Source organism: Arthrobacter sp. efr-133-TYG-118 (assembly GCF_030209755.1).
Taxonomy (GTDB): domain Bacteria; phylum Actinomycetota; class Actinomycetes; order Actinomycetales; family Micrococcaceae; genus Arthrobacter.
Genome location: NZ_JARVRH010000037.1, coordinates 1 through 24,832 on the forward strand (window position 1 = coordinate 1; position 24,832 = coordinate 24,832).

Annotated in this window: 25 protein-coding genes; 21 read left to right on the forward strand and 4 right to left on the reverse strand. The window is 64.2% G+C overall.

Going from position 1 to position 24,832, the window contains the following annotated elements:
• Positions 1-98: 98 nt before the first annotated feature.
• From QRN59_RS22940 to QRN59_RS22950, 3 genes are all read left to right on the forward strand, one after another.
• Complete coding sequence (locus tag QRN59_RS22940; protein ID WP_234754882.1) at positions 99-425, forward strand: rhodanese-like domain-containing protein; 327 nt, start codon at positions 99-101, stop codon at positions 423-425.
• A gap of 27 nt (positions 426-452) precedes the next feature.
• Positions 453-1,400: a prephenate dehydratase gene (pheA, locus tag QRN59_RS22945; RefSeq protein ID WP_284984737.1), complete on the forward strand. Its 948-nt coding sequence runs from the start codon at positions 453-455 to the stop codon at positions 1,398-1,400.
• A 129-nt stretch (positions 1,401-1,529) separates the two neighbouring features.
• On the forward strand, positions 1,530-1,778 hold the full coding sequence (locus QRN59_RS22950) for a hypothetical protein (protein ID WP_284984738.1): 249 nt from the start codon (positions 1,530-1,532) through the stop codon (positions 1,776-1,778).
• A 27-nt stretch (positions 1,779-1,805) separates the two neighbouring features.
• Here QRN59_RS22950 and QRN59_RS22955 read toward each other — a convergent pair whose 3' ends face one another.
• Positions 1,806-2,852 carry a diacylglycerol/lipid kinase family protein gene (locus tag QRN59_RS22955; protein ID WP_284984739.1) on the reverse strand — a complete coding sequence of 349 codons (1,047 nt, stop codon included), beginning with the start codon at positions 2,850-2,852 and terminating at the stop codon, positions 1,806-1,808.
• Between the two features lie 110 nt (positions 2,853-2,962).
• Between QRN59_RS22955 and serS the strand changes: the two genes are divergently transcribed.
• The 3 genes from serS to QRN59_RS22970 all read left to right on the forward strand — a co-directional run bounded on the left by serS (position 2,963) and on the right by QRN59_RS22970 (position 6,524).
• Positions 2,963-4,243, forward strand: a complete 1,281-nt coding sequence (serS, locus tag QRN59_RS22960; RefSeq protein ID WP_284984740.1) for a serine--tRNA ligase — start codon at positions 2,963-2,965, stop codon at positions 4,241-4,243.
• A gap of 199 nt (positions 4,244-4,442) precedes the next feature.
• Positions 4,443-5,462, forward strand: a complete 1,020-nt coding sequence (locus QRN59_RS22965) for a hypothetical protein (protein ID WP_284984741.1) — start codon at positions 4,443-4,445, stop codon at positions 5,460-5,462.
• A 213-nt stretch (positions 5,463-5,675) separates the two neighbouring features.
• The gene (locus tag QRN59_RS22970; protein ID WP_284984742.1) at positions 5,676-6,524 is read left to right on the forward strand and encodes an HAD family hydrolase; all 849 of its coding nucleotides are present in this window, start codon (positions 5,676-5,678) and stop codon (positions 6,522-6,524) included.
• A gap of 40 nt (positions 6,525-6,564) precedes the next feature.
• Here the strand turns inward: QRN59_RS22970 and QRN59_RS22975 are convergent, their stop codons facing one another.
• The 3 genes from QRN59_RS22975 to QRN59_RS22985 form a co-directional block, all read right to left on the reverse strand.
• On the reverse strand, positions 6,565-7,647 hold the full coding sequence (locus tag QRN59_RS22975; RefSeq protein ID WP_284984743.1) for an FUSC family protein: 1,083 nt from the start codon (positions 7,645-7,647) through the stop codon (positions 6,565-6,567).
• Positions 7,648-7,713: 66 nt separating this feature from the next.
• A complete protein-coding gene (locus QRN59_RS22980; protein WP_284984744.1) occupies positions 7,714-8,313 on the reverse strand; it encodes a hypothetical protein in 600 nt (199 codons plus the stop codon).
• A gap of 202 nt (positions 8,314-8,515) precedes the next feature.
• Positions 8,516-9,004 (reverse strand): inorganic diphosphatase, encoded by a 489-nt coding sequence (locus QRN59_RS22985; protein WP_284984745.1) that lies wholly within the window; start codon positions 9,002-9,004, stop codon positions 8,516-8,518.
• A 136-nt stretch (positions 9,005-9,140) separates the two neighbouring features.
• Between QRN59_RS22985 and dacB the strand changes: the two genes are divergently transcribed.
• The 15 genes from dacB to QRN59_RS23060 all read left to right on the forward strand — a co-directional run bounded on the left by dacB (position 9,141) and on the right by QRN59_RS23060 (position 24,639).
• Positions 9,141-10,688, forward strand: coding sequence for a D-alanyl-D-alanine carboxypeptidase/D-alanyl-D-alanine endopeptidase (gene dacB / locus QRN59_RS22990; RefSeq protein ID WP_284984746.1), 1,548 nt, complete (start codon positions 9,141-9,143; stop codon positions 10,686-10,688).
• Between the two features lie 60 nt (positions 10,689-10,748).
• Positions 10,749-11,852 (forward strand): Rv3626c family coenzyme F420 biosynthesis-associated protein, encoded by a 1,104-nt coding sequence (locus QRN59_RS22995; protein WP_284984747.1) that lies wholly within the window; start codon positions 10,749-10,751, stop codon positions 11,850-11,852.
• A gap of 122 nt (positions 11,853-11,974) precedes the next feature.
• Entirely contained in the window at positions 11,975-13,012 is a 1,038-nt protein-coding gene (gene tilS / locus QRN59_RS23000) for a tRNA lysidine(34) synthetase TilS (RefSeq protein ID WP_284984748.1), read from the forward strand.
• Between the two features lie 31 nt (positions 13,013-13,043).
• Entirely contained in the window at positions 13,044-13,595 is a 552-nt protein-coding gene (gene hpt, locus QRN59_RS23005; RefSeq protein WP_059388924.1) for a hypoxanthine phosphoribosyltransferase, read from the forward strand.
• 509 nt (positions 13,596-14,104) lie between these two features.
• A complete protein-coding gene (gene ftsH, locus QRN59_RS23010) occupies positions 14,105-16,174 on the forward strand; it encodes an ATP-dependent zinc metalloprotease FtsH (protein ID WP_234754894.1) in 2,070 nt (689 codons plus the stop codon).
• Between the two features lie 10 nt (positions 16,175-16,184).
• A complete protein-coding gene (folE, locus tag QRN59_RS23015; protein ID WP_284984749.1) occupies positions 16,185-16,853 on the forward strand; it encodes a GTP cyclohydrolase I FolE in 669 nt (222 codons plus the stop codon).
• An 8-nt stretch (positions 16,854-16,861) separates the two neighbouring features.
• Positions 16,862-17,767: a dihydropteroate synthase gene (folP, locus tag QRN59_RS23020; RefSeq protein ID WP_284984750.1), complete on the forward strand. Its 906-nt coding sequence runs from the start codon at positions 16,862-16,864 to the stop codon at positions 17,765-17,767.
• Between the two features lie 29 nt (positions 17,768-17,796).
• Positions 17,797-18,156, forward strand: a complete 360-nt coding sequence (gene folB, locus QRN59_RS23025) for a dihydroneopterin aldolase (protein ID WP_059388928.1) — start codon at positions 17,797-17,799, stop codon at positions 18,154-18,156.
• Positions 18,153-18,692: a 2-amino-4-hydroxy-6-hydroxymethyldihydropteridine diphosphokinase gene (folK, locus tag QRN59_RS23030; protein ID WP_284984751.1), complete on the forward strand. Its 540-nt coding sequence runs from the start codon at positions 18,153-18,155 to the stop codon at positions 18,690-18,692. Before folB ends, folK begins: the two co-directional genes overlap by 4 nt.
• Positions 18,693-18,695: 3 nt before the next feature.
• Entirely contained in the window at positions 18,696-19,217 is a 522-nt protein-coding gene (locus QRN59_RS23035; RefSeq protein ID WP_284984752.1) for a DUF3180 domain-containing protein, read from the forward strand.
• Positions 19,198-19,710, forward strand: coding sequence for a PH domain-containing protein (locus QRN59_RS23040; RefSeq protein WP_284984753.1), 513 nt, complete (start codon positions 19,198-19,200; stop codon positions 19,708-19,710). The genes QRN59_RS23035 and QRN59_RS23040 overlap by 20 nt, the downstream gene beginning before the upstream one ends.
• Positions 19,707-21,206 carry a PH domain-containing protein gene (locus tag QRN59_RS23045; protein ID WP_284984754.1) on the forward strand — a complete coding sequence of 500 codons (1,500 nt, stop codon included), beginning with the start codon at positions 19,707-19,709 and terminating at the stop codon, positions 21,204-21,206. The genes QRN59_RS23040 and QRN59_RS23045 overlap by 4 nt, the downstream gene beginning before the upstream one ends.
• Entirely contained in the window at positions 21,199-22,149 is a 951-nt protein-coding gene (locus tag QRN59_RS23050; RefSeq protein WP_284984755.1) for a Rossmann-like and DUF2520 domain-containing protein, read from the forward strand. The genes QRN59_RS23045 and QRN59_RS23050 overlap by 8 nt, the downstream gene beginning before the upstream one ends.
• Positions 22,150-23,052, forward strand: coding sequence for a pantoate--beta-alanine ligase (gene panC, locus QRN59_RS23055; protein ID WP_284984756.1), 903 nt, complete (start codon positions 22,150-22,152; stop codon positions 23,050-23,052).
• A 138-nt stretch (positions 23,053-23,190) separates the two neighbouring features.
• The gene (locus QRN59_RS23060; RefSeq protein ID WP_284984757.1) at positions 23,191-24,639 is read left to right on the forward strand and encodes a DHA2 family efflux MFS transporter permease subunit; all 1,449 of its coding nucleotides are present in this window, start codon (positions 23,191-23,193) and stop codon (positions 24,637-24,639) included.
• The last annotated feature ends 193 nt before the right edge of the window (positions 24,640-24,832 follow it).

The window sequence follows — 24,832 nt, forward strand, 5'->3', positions numbered from 1 at the left end:
CACGCCGCGAGGGTTCCCTTGCCGTAGCGAAGCGAGGTAAGGGTGGCGGCGGGGACTAGGCTTGATTTTGAGATCTGAATCAACTGGAAGGGACTCACGTGAGCGATTTCGAGACCGTGCCTGTCGGCGATGTTCCGGCGGACGCGAAAATCTTGGATGTCCGGGAGGATTACGAATGGGTTGCGGGCCACGCCGAGGGTGCATTGCATATTCCCCTTGACCAGATCCCGGCCCGGCTTGACGAACTTGACCCCGACGATGACTTGTATGTCATCTGTCGTACGGGTGGGCGGTCCTACCGGGCGGTTCAGTGGCTGGTGGGGCAGGGCTACACCGCCACCAACATCGCAGGAGGCATGGACATGTGGTTCGAGTCCGGCCGCCCGATGGTTTCGGAGAACGGCCTCAAGCCGGTTGTCCTCTAGCCACTTATAACACCTAAGGAATATTCAATGTCGGCATCCGCGCTCACCTACACCTTCCTCGGTCCGGAAGGCACCTTCACCGAGGCTGCCCTCCTGCAGGTCCCTGGCGCGGCCGATGCCAAGAGGGTGCCTTGCACCAACGTGAACACGGCCTTGGAGAGGGTTCGCCGGGGTGAGGCGGATGCGGCCATGGTGCCGATCGAGAACTCGGTGGAAGGCGGCGTGACTGCCACCCTGGATGCTATTGCCACCGGAACCGAACTGCGGATCATCCGTGAAGCCCTCGTTCCCATCACGTTCGTGCTGGTTGCCCGCCCCGGCGTCAAGATCTCGGACATCCGCCGGATATCCACCCATGGCCATGCCTGGGCCCAGTGCCGGCTGTGGGTCGACGAAAATATCCCGAATGCGGAATACGTGCCGGGATCCTCCACGGCGGCAGCCGCCGTCGGGCTTCTCGAAGGCGATGCTCATTACGACGCCGCCATCTGCGCCCCCCTTGTCGCGGCCGAACGGCCTGGCCTGAATATCCTTGCAGAGAACATCGGCGACAACCCCGGCGCAGTTACCCGCTTCGTCCTGGTCAGCCGTCCCGGTGCACTGACTGAACGCACCGGCGCGGACAAGACCACCGTCGTCGTGCCCCTTCCCGAAGACCGCCCCGGCGCCCTGATGGAAATCCTGGACCAGTTTGCCACCCGCGGAGTCAACCTCAGCCGCATCGAATCCCGGCCCACCGGCCAGTATCTCGGTCACTACTTCTTCAGTATCGACGCCGACGGCCACGCGTCAGACGCCCGGGTAGCCGATGCCCTGGCTGGCCTGCATCGGATCAGCCCGGCCACCCGATTCCTTGGGTCCTATGCGCGAGCAGACGAGCAGGAAGCCTTGGTTGCTCCGCATACTTCCGATGCCGCGTTCGCATCCGCACATGCCTGGGTTCGGGGCATTCTGGGTGGGGAACCGGGCGCTTGACCGGCCTGAATCCGCTTCGCAAAGCGTTGGATAATTGACTCTTCAACCCCTATCGCGTGGATAAAACTGTGCGTATGCTTGCTTGATCCACAATTGATGGACGCATGCCCCTAACGGAGGGAGCGGGCCATGTCAGGAAATAGCAATGACACCAGCGGCCAGGGAATGATCGTTAACCCTAAGCCCAAGGCGGACAACCAAGACTGGGACGGCGACGACGCCGACCGGGCTGATCGGCTGCGCTTTGAGGAAGAACAGGCCATGATTCGCGAGCAATCGGAAGCGCGCGCGGCCGCCAAAGCGTTGGCAGAACACAAACTGGCAGAACACAAGTTGGCGGAACAGAAAGCAACTGAAGCGGCGAAGAACGCCAAATAGCGCGTCCCGCTATTTCACGCGTACGGCTTATTGCACGCGCACGAGGAGAGAACGCGGCTCCACCTTGACGGTGACTTTTGTGGCTTCGCCCGAGGGATCACCGTCAAGTTGAGTGGCCATCGGTTCGCTGCTGCTGATGACCACCTTGCCTGAACGGTAGTAATTCATGACCGGCAGGTTCCGGTTGTGCTTGAACAAGATCTTGGCGTACACCGCGATCCAGCCGATGGCGCTGCGGGGGCTCATGACCACAACGTCCAGGACGCCGTCGTCGATCATCGCCCCGGGGATGAAGTCGATGCCCCCTGGAATCAGGCCGCAGTTGGCGAACAAGACGCTTCGGATTTTCCGGGATTGCTCGGGCGCGTCGTCCATGGCAATGGTGACCCTTTTGCGCCGGCCGGGCAGGTGGCGGACGCCGGCCTCGGTGTAGGCCAGCCAGCCGACCGCCTTCTTGAGGCCGTCGTTGGTATCGCCCACAACCTCGGCATCCAGGCCCATGCCGGCGATCACCAGGAATGCATGCTCGGAAGAGGCCCCTGTCCGCTCGTTGTGGATCGCCATTCGGGCGGTGTCGATGTAGCGCTGGTGGCCGAAGAGGGCTGTGTGGACGTTGCCGCGGAGATCGTTGACATCCAGGTTCACGTTGCGTGCCAGCAGGTTTCCGGTTCCCAGGGGAATCAAGCCCATCGCGACGTCGGTGTGCGCGAGGGTCTCTGCCACCACGCGCACGGTACCGTCGCCGCCGCCCACGAGTACGACGTCGGGCCTATACGCGAGTGCCGCCTTGGCCTGCGAATGGCCAGGGTCCTCCGCCGTGGTGTCGAAGAAGCGGGGTTCGTCCCAGCCCGCAAGATGGCAGGCTTCCCGGATGATCCTCCGTGCGTCCTCGGCCTTCGCCTTCACCGGGTTGAGGATCACGGCGACCCTTTGCAAGCCGGCTTCGGGCTTGTAAGCGTCTTCGTGCACAGCGCTGCGGGTATGCCTGGCCCTGAGTCGGCGCACGCCCCACCAACTGGAGACGGCGAAGACCACGCCCCCAGCCAGAATCACGTACAGGATCCAGTTGCTCATGGTGCTTCAACCCTATCCCGCTGCAGGTGCGGCCGTGCACGGCGGCAGGGGTGGCTGCCGCCGTCGGGCACTGGCCGCGGAGCAGCGCGCGCATTCGATACTCTTGTCTGGTGATCGACGTAAAAGACCTCAGCGAAAACCCGGACAAGTTCCGTGCCAGCCAGCGCGCCCGCGGTGCCGACGAGTCCGTGGTGGACGCGATCATTTCGGCCGACGCAGACCGCCGCGCGGCACTGATCCGCTACGAGAACCTCCGTGCGGAGCAGAACGCCTTCGGCAAGAAGGTGGCACAGGCAAAGGGCGAGGAAAAGCAGGCGCTGCTGGCCGAGGTCAAGGAACTGGCCAACTCGGTCAAGGCTGCCTCTGCCGAAGCCGACGCCGCCCAAGCCAAGCAGGAAGAGCTGCTCCGTGTCATCCCCAACCTGATTATGGACGGCGTGCCCGAGGGTGGCGAGGACGACTTCGTGGTGGTCAAGACGGTCGGCACACCACGCGAATTCCCTGATTTCGAGCCACGGGACCACCTGGAAATCGGCGAACTCATCGGCGCGATCGACATGGAACGCGGCGCCAAGGTGTCCGGTGCGCGCTTCTACTTCCTCCGCGGCGTGGGTGCCCGCCTGGAGATGGCATTGCTGCAGATGGCCATGGACCAAGCCATCGAGGCCGGCTTCGTGCCGATGATCACCCCCACTTTGGTGCGTCCGGAGATCATGCAGGGCACCGGTTTCGATGTAAAGCACGACGCCGAGATCTACCGTCTCGCCGAAGACGACCTTTACCTCGTGGGAACCTCGGAAGTGGCCCTCGCCGGCTACCACGCGGACGAGATCCTGGATCTTTCCGCCGGGCCGATCCGCTACGCCGGGCAGAGTTCCTGCTACCGGCGCGAAGCCGGTTCGCACGGCAAGGACACCCGCGGGATCATCCGCGTCCACCAGTTCAACAAGGTGGAGATGTTCATCTACACCACGGTTGAAGAGGCCGCTGCCGAGCACGAGCGCCTCCTGGCCTGGGAAGAGGAAATGCTGGCCAAGGTCGAGCTCCCGTACCGTGTGATCGACACTGCGGCGGGCGATCTCGGCATGTCCGCGGCCCGGAAGTTCGACTGCGAAGCCTGGGTCCCCACCCAGAACGCGTACCGCGAGCTCACCTCGACGTCAAACTGCACCACCTTCCAGGCCCGCCGCCTCAACATCCGGGAGCGTGCGGTCAATGAGGACGGCGTAGCGAAGGGCACCCGCGCCGTCGCGACCCTGAACGGCACGCTGGCCACCACCCGCTGGATCGTGGCCATCCTGGAGCACCACCAGAACCCGGATGGCTCGGTCAACGTCCCCAAGGCACTCCAGAAGTACATCGGAGGGCTCGAGGTCCTGCCCGTTCTGTAGCCGATGTGGGTGTTGTGGGCTGTGAGGCCGGGCTTCCGTTTGGCGATTCCGGGGCTTGTTTCCTAGCGGGGTGCTTGTAGCGCCTTCCTTGGAAACAAGCCCCGGAATGCCGGGGTGAACTGGTCCTCCACAACCTCGCTTGTCCACATGCAGCAAAAGCACGGCTCACGCTGCCGAACGATCCATGGATAGTAATTCCATGGACATCCCTCCGCAGCTCATTGTCTCCGCCGAGCGGCTGGCTCTCACGGGATCCACGGCTGTGATTCACCGGTCCTTTAGGGCAGGACACCTCGTCCGGTTGAGGCGCGGGTACTACGTGAAAACCTCCACCTGGGTGGAAGCGACGCCTGCCCAGAGGTTCGAGTGGTCCGCAGCGGCGGTGGGTCTGGCATTCGACCGGCCCGTCTTTTGCGGTGAGTCCGCAGCTGTCGTGCTCGGCGTCCCCACACTTCGCCCCCCGGAGTTCGTCGATCTAGCCACTTCCTCGGAGCGAATCACCGGACGGCGACCAGCAACGTTTGTTGTCCACGGAAACAGCGCGCTTGCCGAAAAGGCCCGGAATGCAAGCAACCATCCCATGCGCTACGTCCTTCGACGCGACGCGCAGGCCGCGGTTTCCGGCCAGTTTTCCTGCACAAGTCCGGTCCAGACGGCCATGGATGTCATGTGTACCTCGTCCTTCAGTCGCGCGCTGGTTGTCGCTGACGGAATCGCACGAATGCTGCGCGAACAGGGTTTGCTAGGGCAGGATGCATGCTTGGTCGAACACCCTGGGATCGCCTTGGCACTGGACGGGATCGTGGCTGATGCCACCAAGCACCGGGCAGTCCGCATCGCGAGCCTGGCCAACACGAAGGCCGAATCAGCAGGGGAGTCATTCAGCAGGGCTGTCATCGAACTGTTGGGCTTTGAGCAACCGCTCCAACAGCACACGATTGTTGACTCGGGCCAGTTCGTTGCCAGAACCGATTTCTGGTGGCCGGAGCAATCAATCGCAGGCGAATTCGATGGCAAGCAAAAGTACGCGGACGAGGACATGCGGGGGGATTGGAGCGCGGAGGAGGTCGTCTATCGGGAGAAGCTACGCGAGGACAGCATCCGTGCACTGGGGTTCACCGTAGTCAGGTGGAATTGGGCGGATCTGGAGCAGCCAGGCCGTCTTCGGCAGAAGCTTCTGCGTGCCGGACTACGGCCTCGGAGCCGATCCCGGCCCTAGTTTCAGATCCCCTGTCCACAAGCACCGGAATAGGAAACCGGCTGCGGGACGAACCTGCGGGATGGCCGCGTGCCGGGTACCGCCCAGGCCTCGAGCCAGGCCCTCAAGTTAACATTCACACTGTGGACAAACGTGGGAGTATTCACCGCGTGTTAATCCGTTGCTGTGTCCTGCGTCCTAGCTGGTGTCGGTGGGGTCTGCTTCACTTGAGGCATGACTATTTTGACTGGTACCTCAGTCGCTGGCATCGATGACCAGCGGAATTTGAATCACAAGCTGATGATCGCGTTGGACGTCGACGGAACCCTCGTGGATCACGATGGGCACATGTCGCCAAGTGTCCGCGACGCCGCAAGGGCAGTTGTCGCCCACGGCCACGACGTCCTGATCGCCACCGGCCGCTCGTTGAATGCCACCTTGCCCATCATTGAGCAGATCGGACTGGAACGCGGTTATGCCGTGTGCTGCAACGGCGGCGTCACGTTGCGGCTCGACCCCCAGCTGGACGCGGGCTACGAGATCATTCACAAGGCCACTTTCGATCCCGCCCCGGCGCTGATGGCTCTTCGCGAGCAGCTTCCGTCCGCCAAGTACGCGCTCGAGGACGAGGACGGGAACTTCCTCTCCACCGAGCGGTTCCAGGACGCCAGCTTCGGCGTCGAGGCAATCGGCGTCGACTTCCAGACCATGCTCGATGCCACCGCGGTGCGTGTCGTGGTGTTCAGCAGCGAGAACACGGCCGAAGAATTTTCCACAGCCATCCGCAAGATCGGGCTGTCCGGGGTCACTTACTCAGTGGGCTGGACGGCCTGGCTGGATATCGCCGCCGCCGGGGTCACCAAGGCCAGCGCCTTGGAGCAGTTGCGCCAGCGGCTCGGCACCCACCCCCGCCACACGGTGGCCGTGGGGGACGGCCGCAATGACATCGAGATGCTCAGCTGGGCCGGCCGCGGTGTCGCCATGGGCCAGGCACCTGAGGAAGTCATCGCCGTCGCGGATGAGGTCACTGCTTCGGTGTACGACGACGGCGCGGCTCTCATCCTGCGTCGCCTGGTGTACTAGACCCGCGCAGCGGGGCTAGCCGGCGGACGCTCACGGCAGCTCAGGCGGCGTCGGAGACCACGGTGATCATACGCCGCAGGCTCATGGCAACCGACGCGGTGGCGTTCACGGGCGCCTGCCCGGCGGCCGCCTCCGTGACGGTTTCACTTAGTGTTGCCACACTATCCCGGGCTTCGTCCAAGGCATTCTTGAAATCCTCGGCGTCCCCATGCCTCCATTGCCGGATCATTTCCGCAACGTCTTCCAGCGCCCCAGCCAGATTTGGCGGGACACCCTCCGGAATGACCGTTCCCGCGTCCTCTTCCCAGATGACGCTTGCCAGGACGTCAGTGACGTCCTGGACGTGAAAGGTGAGCCGTTCCACCGTGCGCAAACCGGCGAGGTCACCGGGCAGTCGCCTGGCTCGACGGCGAGACCGCGGGTTCGCTTTGGCACTCAACTTCGCCGCCTGGACGGCCGTCCGCACCGCGGTCGCGGTGCGTGCGAGCTCGCCGCTTCGGCTCGCCCAATCTTCATGGTTCGGCGGCCAGGATTCCGTCATGGCGCTGGCCATGTCCCTGAGTTGCTTGGACAGTGCCCGTTGGTGTCCGTCGATGGCGGGATCGATGCCTTCAAGATGCAGGGGAGGGAAGACCAGCCAGTTCACCGCGAAGCCGACCGCCACTCCCATAGCCATTTGGAGGACGTACGCGAAAGAGAATCCCTGCGCATTCGAGTAACCCAGGACCAATACGAACAACGCCGCCATGGGAACCCATTCGGAGGCGCTTCCAAGCCTTGGTAGGCCGCCGACAACCACGCCCAGGCCGACGACGACGGCCACCGCCAGTGCGTTCGGGGCGGTGACAGTGGTGACTGCGAAGGCCATGGCAATGCCCAAACCGAGTCCCAGCAGGCTTTGCAGCCCGTGCTTGGCGGAAGCCGCAACGGTGGGGTGCATGCTGACCAAGACGCCCAAGGGCGCATAATACGGATAGGCGGCGGCCGTCCCAGGCATAAGCGGCGCGAGGTACCAAGCCAGCCCGGCCGCGACGGCCGTCTTTGCGGCAAACAGGAGTCGGTGGCCCGTGACGGCCTGCCTGAGAGCGGGAAGAAGCCGCCCAAGCTTCGGCTTGGAGATCATGGACTCAAGGTAGGCCGGGAGGAAGGGTGTGTCGAGGACAATATGGCCGAAGGCGTGCCGACGCCGTCAGTAAACCTCGAGGATCAGCTGCAGCAAGCGGGCTGCGGCCGGCCTGGCGGCGTGCTCCTCCACCCATTGGGCGCGGGCCAGGGCCTTACTCACGGCTTGGGTGCTGATTCCCAGTTCCTGGGCCACGGCTTTCTGTTGTCCACGCACCCCCGGTGTCAGCAGGTCCAGGACGCGCCACTCAGCGACGCTCCGATGCTGCACAATGTGCCCGAGGAGCCGCAGTACTGCCTCCGATTCGGCAGCGAGTGCAGCGATCGGCCCCTCGACGGCCACAGGGACCCGCTCTTTGCCATTCCGCAAGCGGTCAACCGCGCGGCGTGCGTAAACCAGGCCGTGTCCGGAGGCGTCTTTGATTTGCTTGGGCAGGGGTTCGTTGACGGGGCCGACGCCGATTCCCACGTACCACTGTCCGCTCCGCAGGGCGATGAGCGCCGAATCCACGGCCTGATGCGGGAATTCCACGATGCCCTGGACTTCGTCCTCCACCGAGCGGCCAAAGTCCAAGCACGCCGGGATATGGCGCAGGTCTTTGAGCAGCTGCGGTACGAGGTCTCCGTTGCCGCGGCTGTCGCGTTGGTTGATGGTCAGGGTGAACATGGTGGATCAAACATTACCGGCAGGTAGTTGACTTTCAAGGGGTTAATTCAGAGCCTACTGCTCGTTACGACGGCGGGTGCCCGGCGATTGTGAGCCGATCCGTTAATGCGTCGGGGACCTACGCATTAACGACGACGGCGGCGGGTGCGGTTCGCATGGAACCACACCCGCCGCCGTCGGACGCGTTGCTAGTCGGACGCTGTTAGTGGGCGACCGGAACGTAACGCTTGATGGAAGCTTCCAGCTCGGCTTCGGCGGCTGCGCGGTCGGCCCAGCCTTCAGCCTTGACCCACTTACCCGGCTCAAGGTCCTTGTAACGGGTGAAGAAGTGCTCGATTTCCTTGATCAGGAATTCGCTGACATCGGTGATTTCCTGGATGTGGTCGAAACGCGGGTCGGCCGGAACGCACAGGACCTTGGCGTCTCCGCCGCCGTCGTCGGTCATGTTGAAAACGCCGATGGGGCGGGACTCAACGATGACGCCGGGGTACAGGTCGAAGTCCTGCAGGAGCACCAGTGCGTCCAGCGGGTCGCCGTCCTCGCCAAGGGTGTTCTCGAAGAACCCGTAGTGGGTGGGGTACTGCATGGAAGTGAACAGGACGCGGTCCAGGCGGACGCGGCCGGTCTCGTGGTCAACTTCGTACTTGACGCGCGACCCCTTGGGGATCTCGATCGTGACGTCGTGCTTCATGGAATGCTCCTTGACGGTATTGGCATGGGCGCGGCAACAGAGCAGCCGACGCCGCCGACTACTATTGAGGATATAGCGAGAGGCCCAAGTTTCTTGAAACGGTGGGGACATTCAAGACTTTGAGGACTAAGGCTGTATGAAGGGCGTTGACGAAGCGGGGGCTGAAAAGCAGGCTCCGGATCAGCAGGAGACTCCCGTTCTCAGGCCCAGGAAGCCCACACCCGCGAAACCTGCGTCGAAAGGCGTCGTCCGCTTTCTGCCACTGGTTTTGTTGACCTTCGTCATCGCGGCATCGGCCGTGCCGATGGGCCTCGGAGTCGCACCTGGATTCTTCGGTCCAAGCTTCTTCGGGGTAGCCGGCACACCCGCACCCAAGGTGCCTGCCTGGCAACAGGTCCCCAAGCAGCTGAGCCGCACCCAGGTCGTTGCGCCCTTGGACGCTTCCGCCCCGGTCCCGCTGCCGGCCGATGTCACAAACCAGCTCAACGCCCTCCTGACGCCCGACGGCGGGGGAGACTTCACCGGCGTCGTTGAGGATGCGTTGACCGGGCTTCCGCTTTACGATCGCGACGGCGCCAAGAACCGGGTGCCGGCGTCCAACATGAAGCTGCTCACTGCAGTCGCGGCGCTGCGGGCGATCGGCCCGGAGACACGCTTCAGCACGCGGGTGCTGGCGGGACCTTCGGCATCGACCATCATCCTGAGCGCCGGAGGTGACGTCCTGCTCGGCGACGGCCCGTCCCAGCCAAGCGAGGTACTTGGCCATGCCGGCTTGGAGACCCTCGCAAGCGATGCGGCAAAAGCGCTGCAGGACCGCGGCGTGAAGGGCCCGGTCACGGTGCAATTGGACGATGGACTATTCACCGGTCCGGCTTTGAATCCGGCGTGGAGCCTCGACGACGTCGCTGCCGGCGAAACTGCGCCAATCTTTCCGATCGCCCTGAACTCGGCCCGGACGAGCCCGGGGGCAACCACCGGTCCGCGTCCGCAAGACGCCGCGCTCACCGCGGCCGAGGCTTTCGCCGGGAAGCTCCAGGCCGCGGGCACCGCCGCCGGATTCACGGTGGTCCCCGGCGTCGAACGCGCCTCCGCTCCGGCCGGAAAGCAGGACGTCCTCGCCAGCGTGGTGTCTGCGACCGTCCGCGAGCAAGCGGACTTGATGCTCGAAACCTCGGACAACTACCTTGCCGAGGTATTCGGCCGGATGGCCGCTCTGTCCGCGGGAAAGCAGGGATCGAACGACGGCGCGACGGCGGCCGTGAGCGCCCAGGTGGCGGAACTGGGGATCGCCACGGATTCCATGCACTTGGCAGACGTGTCCGGCCTTGCCTTGGGCAACCAGGTGTCGGCGCGGCAGTTCGCGGATGTGGTGCGGGCCATCACCTCGGGGCCGGACACCCGTCTCCGTGCCGCCCTCGCCGGGTTCCCGGTGGCCGGGCTGACCGGGACGCTTGGCGACCGCTACGGAGACGCCAGCACCTCCCAAGGGGCGGGACTTGTGCGGGCCAAGACCGGCACCTTGAATTCGGTGATCGCTTTGAGCGGCTATGTGGTGGACGCGAACGGGCGTCTGTTGGTCTTTTCCTTTATCGGCAACGGGCTGACGCCGGGCGCCGCGGGGAACAAGGTGGCGCTGGACAGGTCCGCCACGGCACTGGCGTCTTGTGGTTGCACTGGTGGTTGACGTTCGCCGCTGAGCGAACTTAAGGGTGCAGATTCAGACTGTTGTGTTCTGATGGTTCGTATGGAGTCTCAGCAGCAAGCCCAGTCCCTCATCAACTGGGAGCTGGCCGCCTCCACGGCCGCCCGCCTCGCTCCCCCCGGCCCAGTACTGAGTCCGGCCCAGATCGGCAAAGCCGTGGACAGCTTGCGTTTCAGCGCGGACATCTCAGTACCGCACGTGCATGACATCACCGGTTTGGAGGCCGCACGGGATCTTCGGGATTCCCACGTGCTGGTAGTTGACCGGGCGTCGTGGGCGAAGGCCAATACCCAAAGTTTTGCCGTGATGCTCCAGCCGGCCCTTAAGCAAATGCTGGATTCCCGGCGAGGCCCGGCGATGACACCGGCTGCGGCGGCCGCGAGCGGCGCCATCACCGGCAGCCAGCTCGGGGCTGTGCTTGCCTTCTTGTCGAGCAAGGTCCTGGGCCAATACGATCCCTTCGCCGCGCTCGCTCCGGACTCGAAAGCGCCGCCTGCCGGCAGGCTCTTGCTGGTGGCTCCGAACATTATCTCCGTGGAGCGCGAACTCAACGTTGATCCTGACGATTTCCGGCTCTGGGTCTGCCTTCACGAGCAGACCCACCGCGTGCAGTTCGCGGCGGCACCCTGGCTCCGGACCCACATGCTTGAGGAAATCGAACGCCTCAGCGCCAACCTGCTGGGCAATGTGGACTCCATCATGGACCGCGCCACGGCTGCCGCCCGGTCCCTGCGCGACCGCTCCACGGGTGCCGTGCCCGGCCGCGGGGCCATTCTGGACCTGCTGCAAAACCCCGAGGAAAAGGCCTCCCTTTCGCACCTCACAGCCGTCATGAGTTTGCTGGAAGGCCACGCCAATGTGGTGATGGACGCCGTCGATTCCACCCTGATCCCCTCGGTGAAGACCATCCGGCAGCGCTTCAGCGCACGGGGCAAGGACCGCGGAATGATCGAGAAATTCATCCGCAACATCCTCGGCCTGGATGCCAAGATGCGGCAGTACAGCGACGGAGCCAAGTTCGTCCGTGAAGTGGTTGCGGTGGCCGGCATGGAAGGCCTGAACCAGGTCTGGGAATCGGCCGAAAAACTGCCCACCGAAGCCGAAATCCACGACTCCAAGCTGTGGCTTGAGCGGATGGGGCTGTGACCGCAGGCACCACACCGGGCCCGGGCGCAAGCAGTAGAAACCCAGCAAGCAGTGGAAGCGCACCAAACAGCGGACGACGGCGTCCCGGGCGTTTGGCGCCGGTCGTCGGCAAAGCACGGAACATGTTGCAGGACGCGCTGGCTTCCGCAGGCTATCCCGAGCGAATCCTTGTGGCTTGCAGCGGAGGGCCGGACTCCTTGGCGCTAGCCTCAGTGGCAGCCTACTTTGCACGCCGAGGCCATGTGCACGGCCGCCCCGTGAGCGTGGCCGCCGTCGTGGTTGACCACCAGTTGCAGGAAGGCTCGGGTGAGGTCGCGGCACGAACCGTGGCGATCCTGGAGGGGCTGGGCCTCTCGCCTGTTCAACTGCGGACCGTGGAGGTGGCCGCTACCGGGTTTGGGCCTGAGGCGGCAGCCCGGGACGCCCGGCACGCGGCCCTCGAAGCAGCAGCCACCGAACTCGATTGTGGAGCAATCCTGCTCGGGCACACGCTGGACGACCAAGCCGAACAGGTCCTGCTCGGCCTGGCGCGGGGCTCGGGAACCCGCTCCCTCGCCGGAATGCGCCCCGCACGCGGCAAGATCCTTCGTCCTTTCCTGGGCCTTCGCCGTGCAGAAACGCTCGAAATCTGCGAGGTCGAGGAACTCGAAACGTGGCACGATCCCAGTAACGCGGACCCCGCTTTCGCCCGCTCGAGGACCCGGGTTGAGGTGATGCCCTTGCTTGAGCACAAGCTGGGGCCCGGCGTAGCCGAATCACTCGCCCGCACCGCTGCGATCCTCCAACAGGACGCTGACTTCCTGGAGCAGCTTGCCGCAGACAGCTTTGCGGCCCTCGTGAACCGGACCGACGACGGACTCTGGCTCCCCGAAGACGCCCTGAGGGAATTGTCCCCCGCGCTGAGGTTCCGGGTGATCGCCAAAGCAGCGGCCGACGTCGGGGGCCAACAGCCCGGCTACGGGCGGCTTCAGGCGGCAGAAGCGTTGCTGCGCCGGCAGGGATCGGCGGGTCCCGTGCAGCTTCCCGGAAACGTCAGTGTCTACCGTGTATCCCTGAGCGAATTGGAGCGGGAGGCCTCAGCAGGGGGAACTGCCGTTCCCCGCGAAGGCGGCGGCTGTGGGAAGCTAGTATTCCGGCATCAAAGATCGCCCCAACAGTAGCCGCACCCACGCATCAACACAGGAGCCATTGGTGGATTCAAACGACGTCCAGGCAGACCTCAAACACGTTCTCTACACCAAGGAGCAGATCCAGCAACGGATCGCCGAACTTGCTGCACAGATTGACAAGGACTACGAGGGCCGTGAGCTGCTGATCGTCGGCGTGCTCAAGGGTGCCGTCATGGTCATGGCAGACCTCGCCCGTGCGCTGCACAGCCACGTCAGCATGGACTGGATGGCGGTGTCTTCGTACGGCTCCGGTACCCAGTCCTCCGGCGTCGTGCGCATCCTCAAGGACCTTGATACCGACCTCATGGGCAAGGATGTCCTGATTGTCGAAGACATCATCGATTCCGGCCTGACCCTCTCCTGGCTCAAGACCAACCTCGAATCGCGAGGCACCGCTTCCGTGGAAATCTGCACGGCTTTCCGCAAGCCCACGGCCGCCAAGGTCGAGATCGACGTCAAGTACGTCGGCTATGACATTCCCAACGAATTCGTCGTCGGCTACGGCCTGGATTACGCCGAGAAATACCGCAATCTGGACTTTGTGGGAACCCTCGCCCCGCACGTTTACGAGTAACTCTTCTCGGAGCGAACCAGCGCGGCATTGCCGCGAAATGAAAGCGGGAGAAGTCGGCCGTCCCATTGGGAGGCCGACCTCTCTTTTTAACTCATTCGGGGAGGGCCGCCGCCGGGCTGACGCCGCTGGAGAGCCCGTGTCGGCGCGGGACTTTCCCGGTATCGCTCTCCCCGATACCGGATTCCGCTGGGCATCTTTGCGCTTCTGGGCATTGGTGCAGTCCCGGCCCGGGTCGCGGGCCGGGGCCAACCCGGTATGCATCGTGCAGTAGTTGCAACCGGCCGGCGATTGCGTTCGACCCGTACCGCGGGGATCCTGAAAGAACAATGGATTTCCCCCGAGAGTTTCCGGAATTCCGCGTTGATGTACGCCTAGAGGGAACTTTTGCCCCTCACTGTGCGTGAATCACTCCGAACGGTGTAAAGCTAGAAACTGACGCAGCACCACACGCGCGCAGAAGCTGCGCCGTGCAGCACTACCAGGAGGGACGGGGCGGAGCCCCCGAACAGATGAAAGCTAAGAGTTTCTTCAAGGGCCCGGGCATCTGGATTGTTGTCGTAGTCGGCTTGCTCCTGGTGGCATTTGCAACCCTTGCCCCCGGCGGATCCACCCGTATCGACACCGACAAGGGCCTCGCGATCCTCGCCCAGAGCGGCAAAGTGGACCAGGCCAAAATCTACGATGCCGAGAACCGCGTTGACCTGACGCTGAAAGACAACCTCGTCATCGATGGACAGGACAAGGGCAAGAACGTCCAGTTCTTCTACGTCACCGCGCGAGCCGGGGATGTCGTCAAGGCCGTCACCAACGCCCAACCTTCCGGCGGCTTCACTGACCAGCCCGTCGAGAACAACTGGTTCTCCGGACTGTTCTCGCTCCTCATCCCGGTACTCCTGCTGGGTGTGCTTTTCTGGTTCCTGCTCTCGCGCATGCAAGGCGGCGGTTCCAAGGTGATGCAGTTCGGCAAGTCGAAGGCCAAGTTGGTCAACAAGGACATGCCGCAGGTCACCTTCTCGGATGTCGCCGGAGCCGATGAAGCCGTCGAAGAGCTTCAGGAGATCAAGGAATTCCTCGCGGAACCGGCAAAGTTCCAGGCCGTTGGCGCAAAGATCCCGAAGGGTGTGCTGTTGTACGGGCCTCCGGGCACCGGCAAGACCCTCCTGGCCCGCGCCGTTGCAGGCGAGGCCGGCGTCCCGTTCTTCTCCATCTCCGGCTCGGACTTCGTTGAAATGTTCGTAGGTGTCGGCGCTTCCCGCGTCCGCGACCTCTTCGAACAAGCCAAGGCCAATGCGCCCGCCATCATTTTCGTTGACGAGATCGACGCCGTCGGACGTCACCGCGGCGCCGGTATTGGCGGTGGAAATGACGAGCGCGAGCAGACCCTCAACCAGCTCCTGGTCGAAATGGACGGCTTCGACGTCAAGACCAACGTCATCCTGATCGCGGCAACCAACCGTCCGGACGTCCTGGATCCTGCCCTGCTCCGTCCTGGCCGCTTCGACCGCCAGATCACGGTTGAAGCACCAGACCTGATCGGTCGCGAACAGATCCTGAACGTCCATGCCAAAGGCAAGCCGATGGCCCACGGTGTCGACCTCAAGGGCGTCGCGAAGAAGACCCCGGGCTACACCGGTGCGGACCTTGCCAACGTGCTCAACGAGGCCGCCCTCCTGACGGCCAGGTCCAATGCAAACCTGATTGACGACCGCGCCCTGGACGAGGCGATCGACCGCGTCATGGCCGGCCCGCAGAAGCGTAGCCGCGTCATGAAGGAAATGGAGCGGAAGATCACCGCCTACCACGAGGGCGGTCACGCCCTGGTCGCGGCAGCATTGCGCAATTCAGCCCCCGTCACGAAGATCACCATCCTGCCCCGGGGCCGTGCCCTCGGCTACACCATGGTTGTTCCGGAGGACGACAAGTACTCGATCACGCGCAACGAACTCCTGGACCAGATGGCCTATGCCATGGGTGGGCGCGTTGCAGAGGAAATCGTCTTCCACGACCCCTCGACGGGCGCCTCGAACGATATCGAAAAGGCCACCGGAACCGCGCGCAAGATGGTCACCCAGTTCGGCATGAGCGAGCGCATCGGCGCCGTGAAGCTTGGCGCAGGCGGCGGCGAGCCGTTCCTGGGCCGGGACATGGCGCAGGAACGCAACTACTCGGACTCGGTGGCGTACATCGTTGACGAGGAAGTGCGCCGCCTGATCGATCAGGCCCATGACGAGGCCTATGCGATCCTGACCGAGAACCGGGACGTCCTGGACCAGTTGGCCCTCGAACTGCTTGAGCGTGAAACGCTGAACCAGGCCGAGATCGCCTACATCTTCCGCGACATCCGCAAGCGTGACTTCCGCGAGGTGTGGCTCTCCAAGGAGTCCCGTCCGGTCCAGACCATCCCGCCGGTGGAATCCCGCGCAGAGAAGGCTGAACGCGAAGCACAGGAAGAGGCCAAGGCCGCGCGTCTCGAAGAGCCTTTGGACGCTCAGTCCCCGCACCCGCAGGGAGTCGGAAGCCAGGAGTCATTCACCGGCCAGGGACCTGACGCGGGCACCGACGTTTCGCATCAAGGCTAAGCTTTCTGCTGTGACTCACATCGACGACGACGACTTCAGCGGTGCCGCCAGTGATGACTTCGGCGGCACCTCCGGGGGAAAATCAGGCGGCCACGGCCACGGACACCACCCATACAAGGTCGACCGGCCACGCATCGAGGCGGCCGTCCGCGAGATCCTCATTGCCGTGGGCGAGGACCCGGACCGTGGCGGACTGGTGGATACGCCAAAGCGCGTCGCCAAGGCCTACGCCGAGGTCTTCGCAGGCCTGCACCAGGATCCCGAGCATGTCCTGTCCACCACGTTCGACCTCGACCATGAGGAACTCGTGCTGGTCAAGGACATCCCGTTCTATTCCACGTGCGAGCACCATTTGGTACCGTTCCACGGCGTCGCGCACGTTGGATACATCCCTTCGCACGACGGGAAAGTGACGGGGCTGAGCAAGCTGGCCCGTCTCGTCGACATCTATGCCCGCCGTCCCCAGGTGCAGGAACGCCTGACCACCCAGATCGTCGAAGCGCTCGTGACCTACCTCAAGCCCCGGGGCGCGATCGTCGTCGTCGAATGCGAACACATGTGCATGTCCATGCGCGGCATCCGCAAGCCCGGCGCAAAGACCGTCACCAGCGCAGTGCGCGGGCAACTTCATGACCCGGCCACCCGCGCCGAAGCCATGAGCCTCATACTCGGAAGGTAACAAAGACCATGGATTCCCTCGCAGCCGCACCAGGAACGGGCCCGGCTACCAGCCCCCTGCCCATCCTCCGCAAACCCCGTCCAGCCGCCCGCTTCGCGGACCTGCCGGCCGACCGCACGCTTGTCATGGGAATTCTGAACGTCACGCCGGATTCATTCAGCGACGGCGGCAAGCACCCCACGGCGGACACCGCCATCGCCCACGCTTTGCGCATGTTGTACACCGGAGCGGACATCATCGACGTCGGTGGCGAATCGACCCGTCCGGGCGCCGAACCCGTCTCCCCGGAAGAAGAGCAACGCCGGGTCTTGCCGGTGATTCAGGCACTCGTGAAGGCCGGGGCGCTTGTCAGCATCGACACGACGCACGCGTCGACGGCCGCTGCGGCTGTGGAGGCCGGCGCCGCGATCATCAACGACGTCTCCGGGCTGAGCATCGAACCTGAGATGGCCGAACTCGTCGCTCGTACAAAGGTGCCCTACGTCCTGACGCATCGCCGGGGCGACGCCGAGACCATGAACAGCCTTGCCGACTACGGCAATGTCGTGGAGGAAGTCATCGAGGAGCTCAAGGGCGTCCGCGACAAGCTCTACGCGGCAGGCGTCACACCGGAACAAATCATTGTGGATCCAGGCCTGGGTTTCTCCAAGGACGAGGACCAGAACTGGCAACTCCTCAAGTACATCGGCAAGCTGGATGAGCTCGGCCACAAGGTCCTGATCGGAGCTTCCCGGAAGCGATTCCTCGGAACGCTCCTGACCGTGGCCGGCAAGGCTGCGGCACCGGAGGAGCGGGACCATGCCACTGCGGCGATCACGGCAATCAGTGCCGCGAACGGCGCCTGGGCTGTACGCGTCCACGACGTCGGCCCCAGCCTTGACGCTGTCAAGGTTGCTGCGCGCATCCGACACTAAACTTCGCGAACAGAGGGGGAGGAACCGGCTTGGACAGGATCACACTGACCGGCGTGACCGCCGTCGGGCATCACGGGGTCTTCGACTTCGAGCGCCGGGACGGACAGCCGTTCGTCGTCGACGCAGTGCTGTACACCGATTTCAGCAAGGCCGCGGAAACGGATGACCTGCAGTTCACGGCCCACTACGGTGAAGTGGCCGAGTACATTACGTCCCTCATCACGGGCGAGCCGCTCAACCTCATCGAGGCCCTCGCGGTCCGGATCGCCGAGGGGATTCTGGCGGGCTTCAACGTCGCCGCCGTCGATGTCACGGTCCACAAACCCAAGGCTCCCATCGAAGTGCCCTTCGGGGACGTCACTGTCAGTGTCCACAGGGAGCGTGCATGACCTCCCGTTTCACGAAAGCCATCCTGGCCCTTGGCAGCAACCTGGGCGAACGGAACGACACCCTGTCCACCGCCGTTGCCGACCTCGTTGACCGCCCGGAAATCCGCCTGCTCGGTGTCTCTCCCGTCGTACAGACCAAAGCCGTGGGCGGGCCCGTGGGGCAACCGGATTTCCTCAACATGGTGATCGCCATTGAGACCACCCTTGCTCCGCTGGAACTCTTGCAGCACTGCCACGACGTCGAACAAATGCACCACCGGGTCCGCGAGGTCCGCTGGGGCCCCCGCACTTTGGACGTGGACATCATCGTCTACGGCGAACTCACGAGCGACGACGATACACTTACCCTCCCGCATCCGCGGGCTGCGGAGCGAGCCTTCGTGCTGTACCCGTGGGCCCTCCTGGACCCTGCAGCGCGGCTCAACGGTGAGAGCGTCGCCGAGCTGGCCGCCAAGGCCGAGGACTTTCCCGGGCTTCGGCCTTTCGACGGTTTCGACGGATCCGGCAGCGTCGCTGCCGCGGGAGCGGTGGAGTAGTCCATGAAGGCCATGCGTCCGCTCTTGTTGGCGATCATCGCCGTCGTTCTTGCCGCAGTTGGCTGGCTGACCACTGTGCTCACCACGCGCTACAGCATGGCGACGCCGGTGCTTCCTCCTTCCGCGTTGGTGACCATGGGCGTCATCGCCGTCCTCACGTTGATCATGGGCATCCGTGTCCTGCGCTGGCGCAACGGCAAGAAGAAGACCATGCTCAATCCCATCCTGGCGGCGCGAACCCTGATCCTGGCCCAGGCCTGCGCCTATGCGGGCACGGTGCTGCTCGGTTGGCACGTGGGAATCGTGATTGAGCAACTCCGGCTCTGGAGCCTCCGCAGCGACCAAGGCATCCTGTGGCTCGCGCTCATCATGGGCGGAGGCGGGCTCATCATGACCATCGTGGGGCTCGTCGTGGAGCGGTTCTGCCGAATCCCTCCGGAAGACCTGGAAGGCGGCCCCGGTGTCAGGGATCCACACCGTGGCGAGGCCAAGGGCGAAGGCGAATATGCATACCGCGGCGATTGATCCTCCAGGCGTCCAGTGGCTGCGCGTTTCGCCGAAATACGTGACGGTGCGGCTCGTCGAGTGGGCCATCGGCAACGTGATCACGATCGGCCTTTTCAGCCTGCCCTTGCTCTTCGTGGAACTGGGATGGTGGAAGTGGCCACCGCTATGGCTGGCCGTCGCCGTTCCTGCGGCCTTTCTGCTGCTTGCCCTGTGGCGGCTCGTGTTGATCCCGAGGCAAGTGAGGGCCATCGGCTATGCGGAACGCGACGACGATCTTTTGATCCGCCGCGGCATCTTCTTCCAGCGGACCATGGTGGTTCCCTATGGCCGGATGCAGTACGTCGACGTAACGGTTGGACCCGTCGAGCGGCTCTTGGGGCTGTGTACCCTCAAACTCCACACCGCCTCGGCTGGAACCAACGCCCACCTCCCCGGACTTCCCGCCGCTGAAGGCGCACGGCTGCGCGAGCAGCTTTCAGCCCGTGGCGAAGCGAGGCTGGCCGGGCTGTGACCCAGGAACAGACCGCGGTCGACGGCGACTGGCACCGCGTCCACCCGGCGTCGCCATTCGTGCGGGGATGGGTGGCGCTTGCGGCGATCATCTATTTCTTCGGCCGCGATACCTTTGAACGAGCCCTCCAAGGCCGCGGGACCATGGGCGACAACTTCAACGAACGCACGGTTTGGCTCTTGGCCGGGGGCGGCGTCGTGCTGTTGCTGGCTTTGGGGTCCTTCGTCCTCAGCTGGTATTTCACCCGGTACCAGCTCGCCGAAGGCTATGTCAGGGTCAACACCGGCTTCCTGTTCAAACAGCAGCGCCAGGCGCGGCTTGACCGGGTCCAGGCCATCGACATCGTGCAGCCCCTGCTTGCCCGTATTTTCGGGCTCGCGGAGTTGAAGTTCGAGGTGGCCGACGCCGGTCACTCGGCCGTGCGGCTCTCGTACCTCAGGCTCGCCCAGGCCAAACAGCTCCGTGCCACCATCCTGGGGCGGGCCGCCGGTATTGCCGACGGGAGCGAAACGGTCGAGGTGCCCGAGGCACCCGAACAGGTGGTGCTCTACCTTCCGCCTGGAAGGCTTGTCGGTTCGCTGATCCTGAGCGAGCAGAGCTTCTTCATTGTGCTCAGCGCCATCGCGTCCGTGCTGGTTTCAGTCCTGACCGAGTCCCGAGCCTTCATCCTCTACTTGATTCCGGCAATCCTCGGCTTGGGCACCGCCTACTGGCGCTCGTTCAACACGGGCTACAACTTCACCGCGGCAATTTCCCCGGACGGCATCCGTCTGCGCTACGGACTCCTCGATACCCGGGCCCAGACCGTGCCGCCCGGCCGCATCCAGGCGCTCAAGGTCACGCAGCCGCCCCTGTGGCGCATTCTCGGCTGGTATCGGATCCACGTGAACGTTGCCGGCTACGGTGAACACCACCGAAGCGAAGGCGAACACCGGACCTTGCTGCTTCCAGTCGGCCGGAAGCCCGAGGTGATGATGATGCTCTCACTCGTCTTGCCCGATCCAGGTACCGCCGACCCCGAGCGCGTGTTCACAGCCGGGTTGACCGGTCTGGATTCCAGCGCCGGCTTTGTCACCACCCCCAAGCGTGCCTGGATTCTTTCCCCGTTGGGTTGGCGACGCAACGGTTTCTTTTCAACGGACACGGCGTTGCTGCTGCGCTCCGGCCGTTTGTGGCGGAAGCTGGTGATGGTCCCGCATCAACGAACCCAGTCCATCGCCGTCCACCAAGGTCCGTTGGCCAGGCTGTTCGGCGTGGCCGACCTCGTGTTGCACACGACGCCAGGGCCGGTGGCGCCCCGGCTCATCCAGGCAGCCACAGAGGAAGCACTCGGCTTGTTCGACCAGCAGGCGGCCCGGGCCCGGGAAGCCCGCAAACTGCAGAGTAGCGAGCAATGGCTTGCTCAACTTCCGCCCGTGGCGATGCCGGCCCCGGCCCCGCCGACCACGCATGCCACGCAGCGTGCATCAACCCAGGAGGAACCAGACCATGGCTAGGCCAGGACGACTCGGCGTAGGAATCGTTGGCGCCGGCAAGGTGGGTGCCGTATTGGGTGCGGCCCTGCGCGGAGCCGAGCACGCCGTCGTCGGGGTTTCCGCAGTGTCTGAGGCGAGCCGGGAGCGGGCGGAGACGCTGCTGCCGGGGGTTCCGATCCTCGAAATCCAGGAGATCGTGGAGCGGTCCGAGTTGGTGCTCCTCGCTGTTCCGGACGATGCGCTCGGCGATCTCGTGACAGGACTGGCCAAGCTCGGAGCATGGCAGCCCGGACAGCTCGTGGCGCACACTTCCGGCCGCTTCGGCGTCGGAATACTGAAGCCGGTCCGCGCGGCAGGTGCCATTCCGCTCGCCCTCCACCCGGCCATGACGTTCACGGGCATGAGCCTGGACCTGACCCGGCTCTTGGACTGCACCTTCGGGGTCACCGCCGACGCCGCGATGTTACCCATCGCGCAAGCCCTCGTGGTGGAGATGGGCGCCGAACCGGTGGCCATTGCCGAGGCCGATCGCACGCTCTACCATGCAGCCCTCGCGCACAGCTCGAACCACATGGTCACCCTCGTGGCCCAGTCATCCCAGCTGCTTCGGGACATCGGCGTCGACGCGCCGGAACGAATGCTCGGCCCCTTGCTCCGCGCCACCTTGGAGAACGCCCTGGCCTCAGGCGAGTCCGCGCTGACCGGGCCCATGGCACGCGGGGATGTGGGAACCGTGGCCGCCCATGCGGAGGCCCTCAAGGAGTACGACGGCGGTGCCAGCGGCGATGTCCTCACCGCCTACCGGGCCATGGCCCGCGCCACGGCCCGCCGGGCTGTCAATCGCGGACTGCTCAAGGAGGGCCAGCTTGGCGAGATCATCAACGCCTTGGATGGCTCCGGTACGCCGGACAACGGCGAGGACCGTCCAGGCAACGACGCTGCCGGGACGCAGGAAGGAAACTGAATGGCCATCAAACTTGTTACCACCGCAACGGAACTGCGGGCCGAAAGCGCGCGGTTGCTCGCGGAAAAGCGCGGCAGCTCGCAAGGCCTCGTCCCCACGATGGGAGCGTTGCACACCGGGCACGCAGCGCTGGCCCGCACCGCCGTCAAGCAGAACGACGTCGTAGTGGCGTCCATCTTCGTAAACCCCTTGCAATTCGGCGAAGCCGCGGACCTCGAACGCTACCCGCGCACGCTTGATGCCGATATGGCCCTCCTGGACGCCGAGGGCGTGGATCTCGTATTCGCCCCTTCCGTTGACGAGGTCTACCCCGGCGGGGAGCCGCTGGTCCGGGTGACCTCGGGACCGCTGGGGGAGAAATGGGAGGGCGCCTCACGTCCCGGCCACTTCGACGGTGCCCTCACTGTGGTCGCCAAACTGCTGCACTACGGCATGCCCGGCGGTCCAGCCGTCGACGGCGGTGCTGCCGCGTACCACGCATACTTCGGCCAGAAGGATGCCCAGCAGTTGGCCCTCGTGAAGAGGATGGTGGCCGATCTCAGCTTTCCGGTGGACATCGTGGCCGTGCCTACCGTGCGCAGTGCGGAAGGGCTGGCGCTTTCCAGCCGGAACCGTTTCCTTTCCGAAGAAGAGCGGGAGGCGGCGCTGGTGCTGTCCCGCGCCCTCCGCCTTCTCGAGTCCCGCGCCCTGGCGAACGAACCGCTCGAGCTGGACTCCGCCGTCGCGCTCGTTGAATCGCAGCCCCTCGTGAAGCTGGACTATTTCGACGTCGTCGATCCCCGCACGCTCGAACCGCTCGCCGAAAACTGCAAGGAAACTCCATTCCGGGGCGAAGGGCTTGCGATCATTGCGGCGAAGGTTGGACCAGTGCGGTTGATCGATAACGTGCCGCTGAGTTCCTGAGCATTCCTAACTTTCGGATGCCCGTACGCAAACGTTTGGATTAAGCTGCTGACGGGAATGCGGTTGAGGTTTAGACTGTTGCAATCTTCACCGGTGCCGAGCGCCGGAAACCACCGCACCCAAAGCTGAGGGATCCTCATGTCTACCGACGTCACATCCGACGCGCACGGCAAACCCGTGCCGGAAACGGGGACACAGCGAGCCAGTGACAGGATGTCGCGCGAGTCTGTCACCGTCATCGTCACGCTACTTGTGGCCACCTTCGTGGTGATCCTCAACGAGACCATCATGAACGTTGCCTTGCAGCGGCTCATGACGGACCTCAACGTTGACGCACCCACAGTCCAGTGGCTCTCCACTGGGTTCATGCTGACCATGGCCGTGGTTATACCAACCACAGGCTTCATCCTGCAGAGGCTGACCACCCGGGCTGCGTTCCTCCTGGCAATCGGACTGTTCAGCGGCGGCACCCTGCTCGCGGCACTGGCCCCGGGATTTGGAGTGCTCTTGTTGGCGCGAATCGTCCAAGCGGGCGGCACGGCAATCATGCTCCCGCTGCTGATGACAACCATCTTGACCTTGGTGCCCCTGTCCCGCCGCGGTGCGGTGATGGGCAACGTGACCATCGCGATTTCGGTTGCGCCGGCCTTGGGCCCGACGGTTTCCGGCATCATCCTTGACCACTTCTCGTGGCGATTCATGTTCGTCTTCGTGCTCCCGGTGGCCCTGTTGGCCATGGGCATCGGCGCCAGGTTCCTCACAAACGTTGGCGAGCGAGGCAGCGTGAGGCTGGACTTCGTCTCGGTGGTCCTGACCGTTCCTGCCTTCGGCGGGCTGGTCTATGGGCTGAGCCAGATCGGCGACCATGCCGGAGCGACTGCCGTGCCGATCGCTGCGCTGGTGATCGGGGTCTTGTGCATGGTGGCGTTCGTTTTCCGCCAGCTCAAGTTGCAGAAGTCCGACGCGCCCCTGCTGGACCTCAGGGCATTCAACTTCCGCATGTTCACGGTGTCGGTCCTGCTCATGGTGGTTGCCATGATGGCCCTGTTCGGGGGAGTCATCCTGTTGCCGCTCTATCTGCAGAACGTCCTCCACCTGCAGCCGATGGAGACCGGGCTGGCGCTCCTTCCGGGCGGCTTGGCGATGGGCCTGCTTGGGCCGGTTGTCGGCAGGTTGTTCGACAAGATAGGTCCGCTCCCATTGACTGTGACAGGTTCGATCCTGCTGGTGCTTACGTTGTGGCAGTTCTCGATGCTCACCGCGGATAGCCCCTTGTGGTGGGTCGTGATCCTGTACGCAGTGCTGAGCCTGGGCTTGGCTTTGCTGTTCACGCCGGCTTTCACCACTGGCCTCAACCCGCTCCCGCCCCACCTCTATTCGCATGGCTCGGCCATCATGAGCACGCTGCAGCAGGTGGCGGGAGCCGCAGGGACAGCACTCCTGGTTTCGATCTTCGCCGTGGTGTCGGCCGCGTCCGGCTTCGTCGCCGGGATGCAGGCCGCCTTCCTGACAGCCACTTTGATTGCGGTGGTTGCCGTAGTGCTGTCGACCTTGATGCGCAAGACCGAGGGGGCAGCCGGGCACTAGCCCGCTTGCTGTTTGCTGGTGCGGCGCGTTGTTTGTGACGCACGGCATATTTGTGGCTTGCGGCCCGAAAGGCTTTCACCCAGGTGGCGCTGGGCCCGAAATCGCCGTGTTGTAGCGGGTTTTGGAGCGCAGGATGGTGGTTCTTGGTCGTCTGGGGGGTGATTTGCGTGGGGTCTTGGGGGTGTGTAAAGTA

Coding starts and splice junctions, on each gene's coding strand:
- pheA (WP_284984737.1), top strand. CDS start 453: ATGTCGGCATCCGCGCTCACCTACACCTTCCTCGGTCCGGAAGGCACC.
- QRN59_RS22950 (WP_284984738.1), top strand. CDS start 1,530: ATGTCAGGAAATAGCAATGACACCAGCGGCCAGGGAATGATCGTTAAC.
- QRN59_RS22955 (WP_284984739.1), bottom strand. CDS start 2,852: ATGAGCAACTGGATCCTGTACGTGATTCTGGCTGGGGGCGTGGTCTTC.
- QRN59_RS22965 (WP_284984741.1), top strand. CDS start 4,443: ATGGACATCCCTCCGCAGCTCATTGTCTCCGCCGAGCGGCTGGCTCTC.
- QRN59_RS22970 (WP_284984742.1), top strand. CDS start 5,676: ATGACTATTTTGACTGGTACCTCAGTCGCTGGCATCGATGACCAGCGG.
- QRN59_RS22975 (WP_284984743.1), bottom strand. CDS start 7,647: ATGATCTCCAAGCCGAAGCTTGGGCGGCTTCTTCCCGCTCTCAGGCAG.
- QRN59_RS22980 (WP_284984744.1), bottom strand. CDS start 8,313: ATGTTCACCCTGACCATCAACCAACGCGACAGCCGCGGCAACGGAGAC.
- QRN59_RS22985 (WP_284984745.1), bottom strand. CDS start 9,004: ATGAAGCACGACGTCACGATCGAGATCCCCAAGGGGTCGCGCGTCAAG.
- dacB (WP_284984746.1), top strand. CDS start 9,141: ATGAAGGGCGTTGACGAAGCGGGGGCTGAAAAGCAGGCTCCGGATCAG.
- QRN59_RS22995 (WP_284984747.1), top strand. CDS start 10,749: ATGGAGTCTCAGCAGCAAGCCCAGTCCCTCATCAACTGGGAGCTGGCC.
- tilS (WP_284984748.1), top strand. CDS start 11,975: ATGTTGCAGGACGCGCTGGCTTCCGCAGGCTATCCCGAGCGAATCCTT.
- ftsH (WP_234754894.1), top strand. CDS start 14,105: ATGAAAGCTAAGAGTTTCTTCAAGGGCCCGGGCATCTGGATTGTTGTC.
- folP (WP_284984750.1), top strand. CDS start 16,862: ATGGATTCCCTCGCAGCCGCACCAGGAACGGGCCCGGCTACCAGCCCC.
- folK (WP_284984751.1), top strand. CDS start 18,153: ATGACCTCCCGTTTCACGAAAGCCATCCTGGCCCTTGGCAGCAACCTG.
- QRN59_RS23035 (WP_284984752.1), top strand. CDS start 18,696: ATGAAGGCCATGCGTCCGCTCTTGTTGGCGATCATCGCCGTCGTTCTT.
- QRN59_RS23040 (WP_284984753.1), top strand. CDS start 19,198: ATGCATACCGCGGCGATTGATCCTCCAGGCGTCCAGTGGCTGCGCGTT.
- QRN59_RS23050 (WP_284984755.1), top strand. CDS start 21,199: ATGGCTAGGCCAGGACGACTCGGCGTAGGAATCGTTGGCGCCGGCAAG.
- panC (WP_284984756.1), top strand. CDS start 22,150: ATGGCCATCAAACTTGTTACCACCGCAACGGAACTGCGGGCCGAAAGC.
- QRN59_RS23060 (WP_284984757.1), top strand. CDS start 23,191: ATGTCTACCGACGTCACATCCGACGCGCACGGCAAACCCGTGCCGGAA.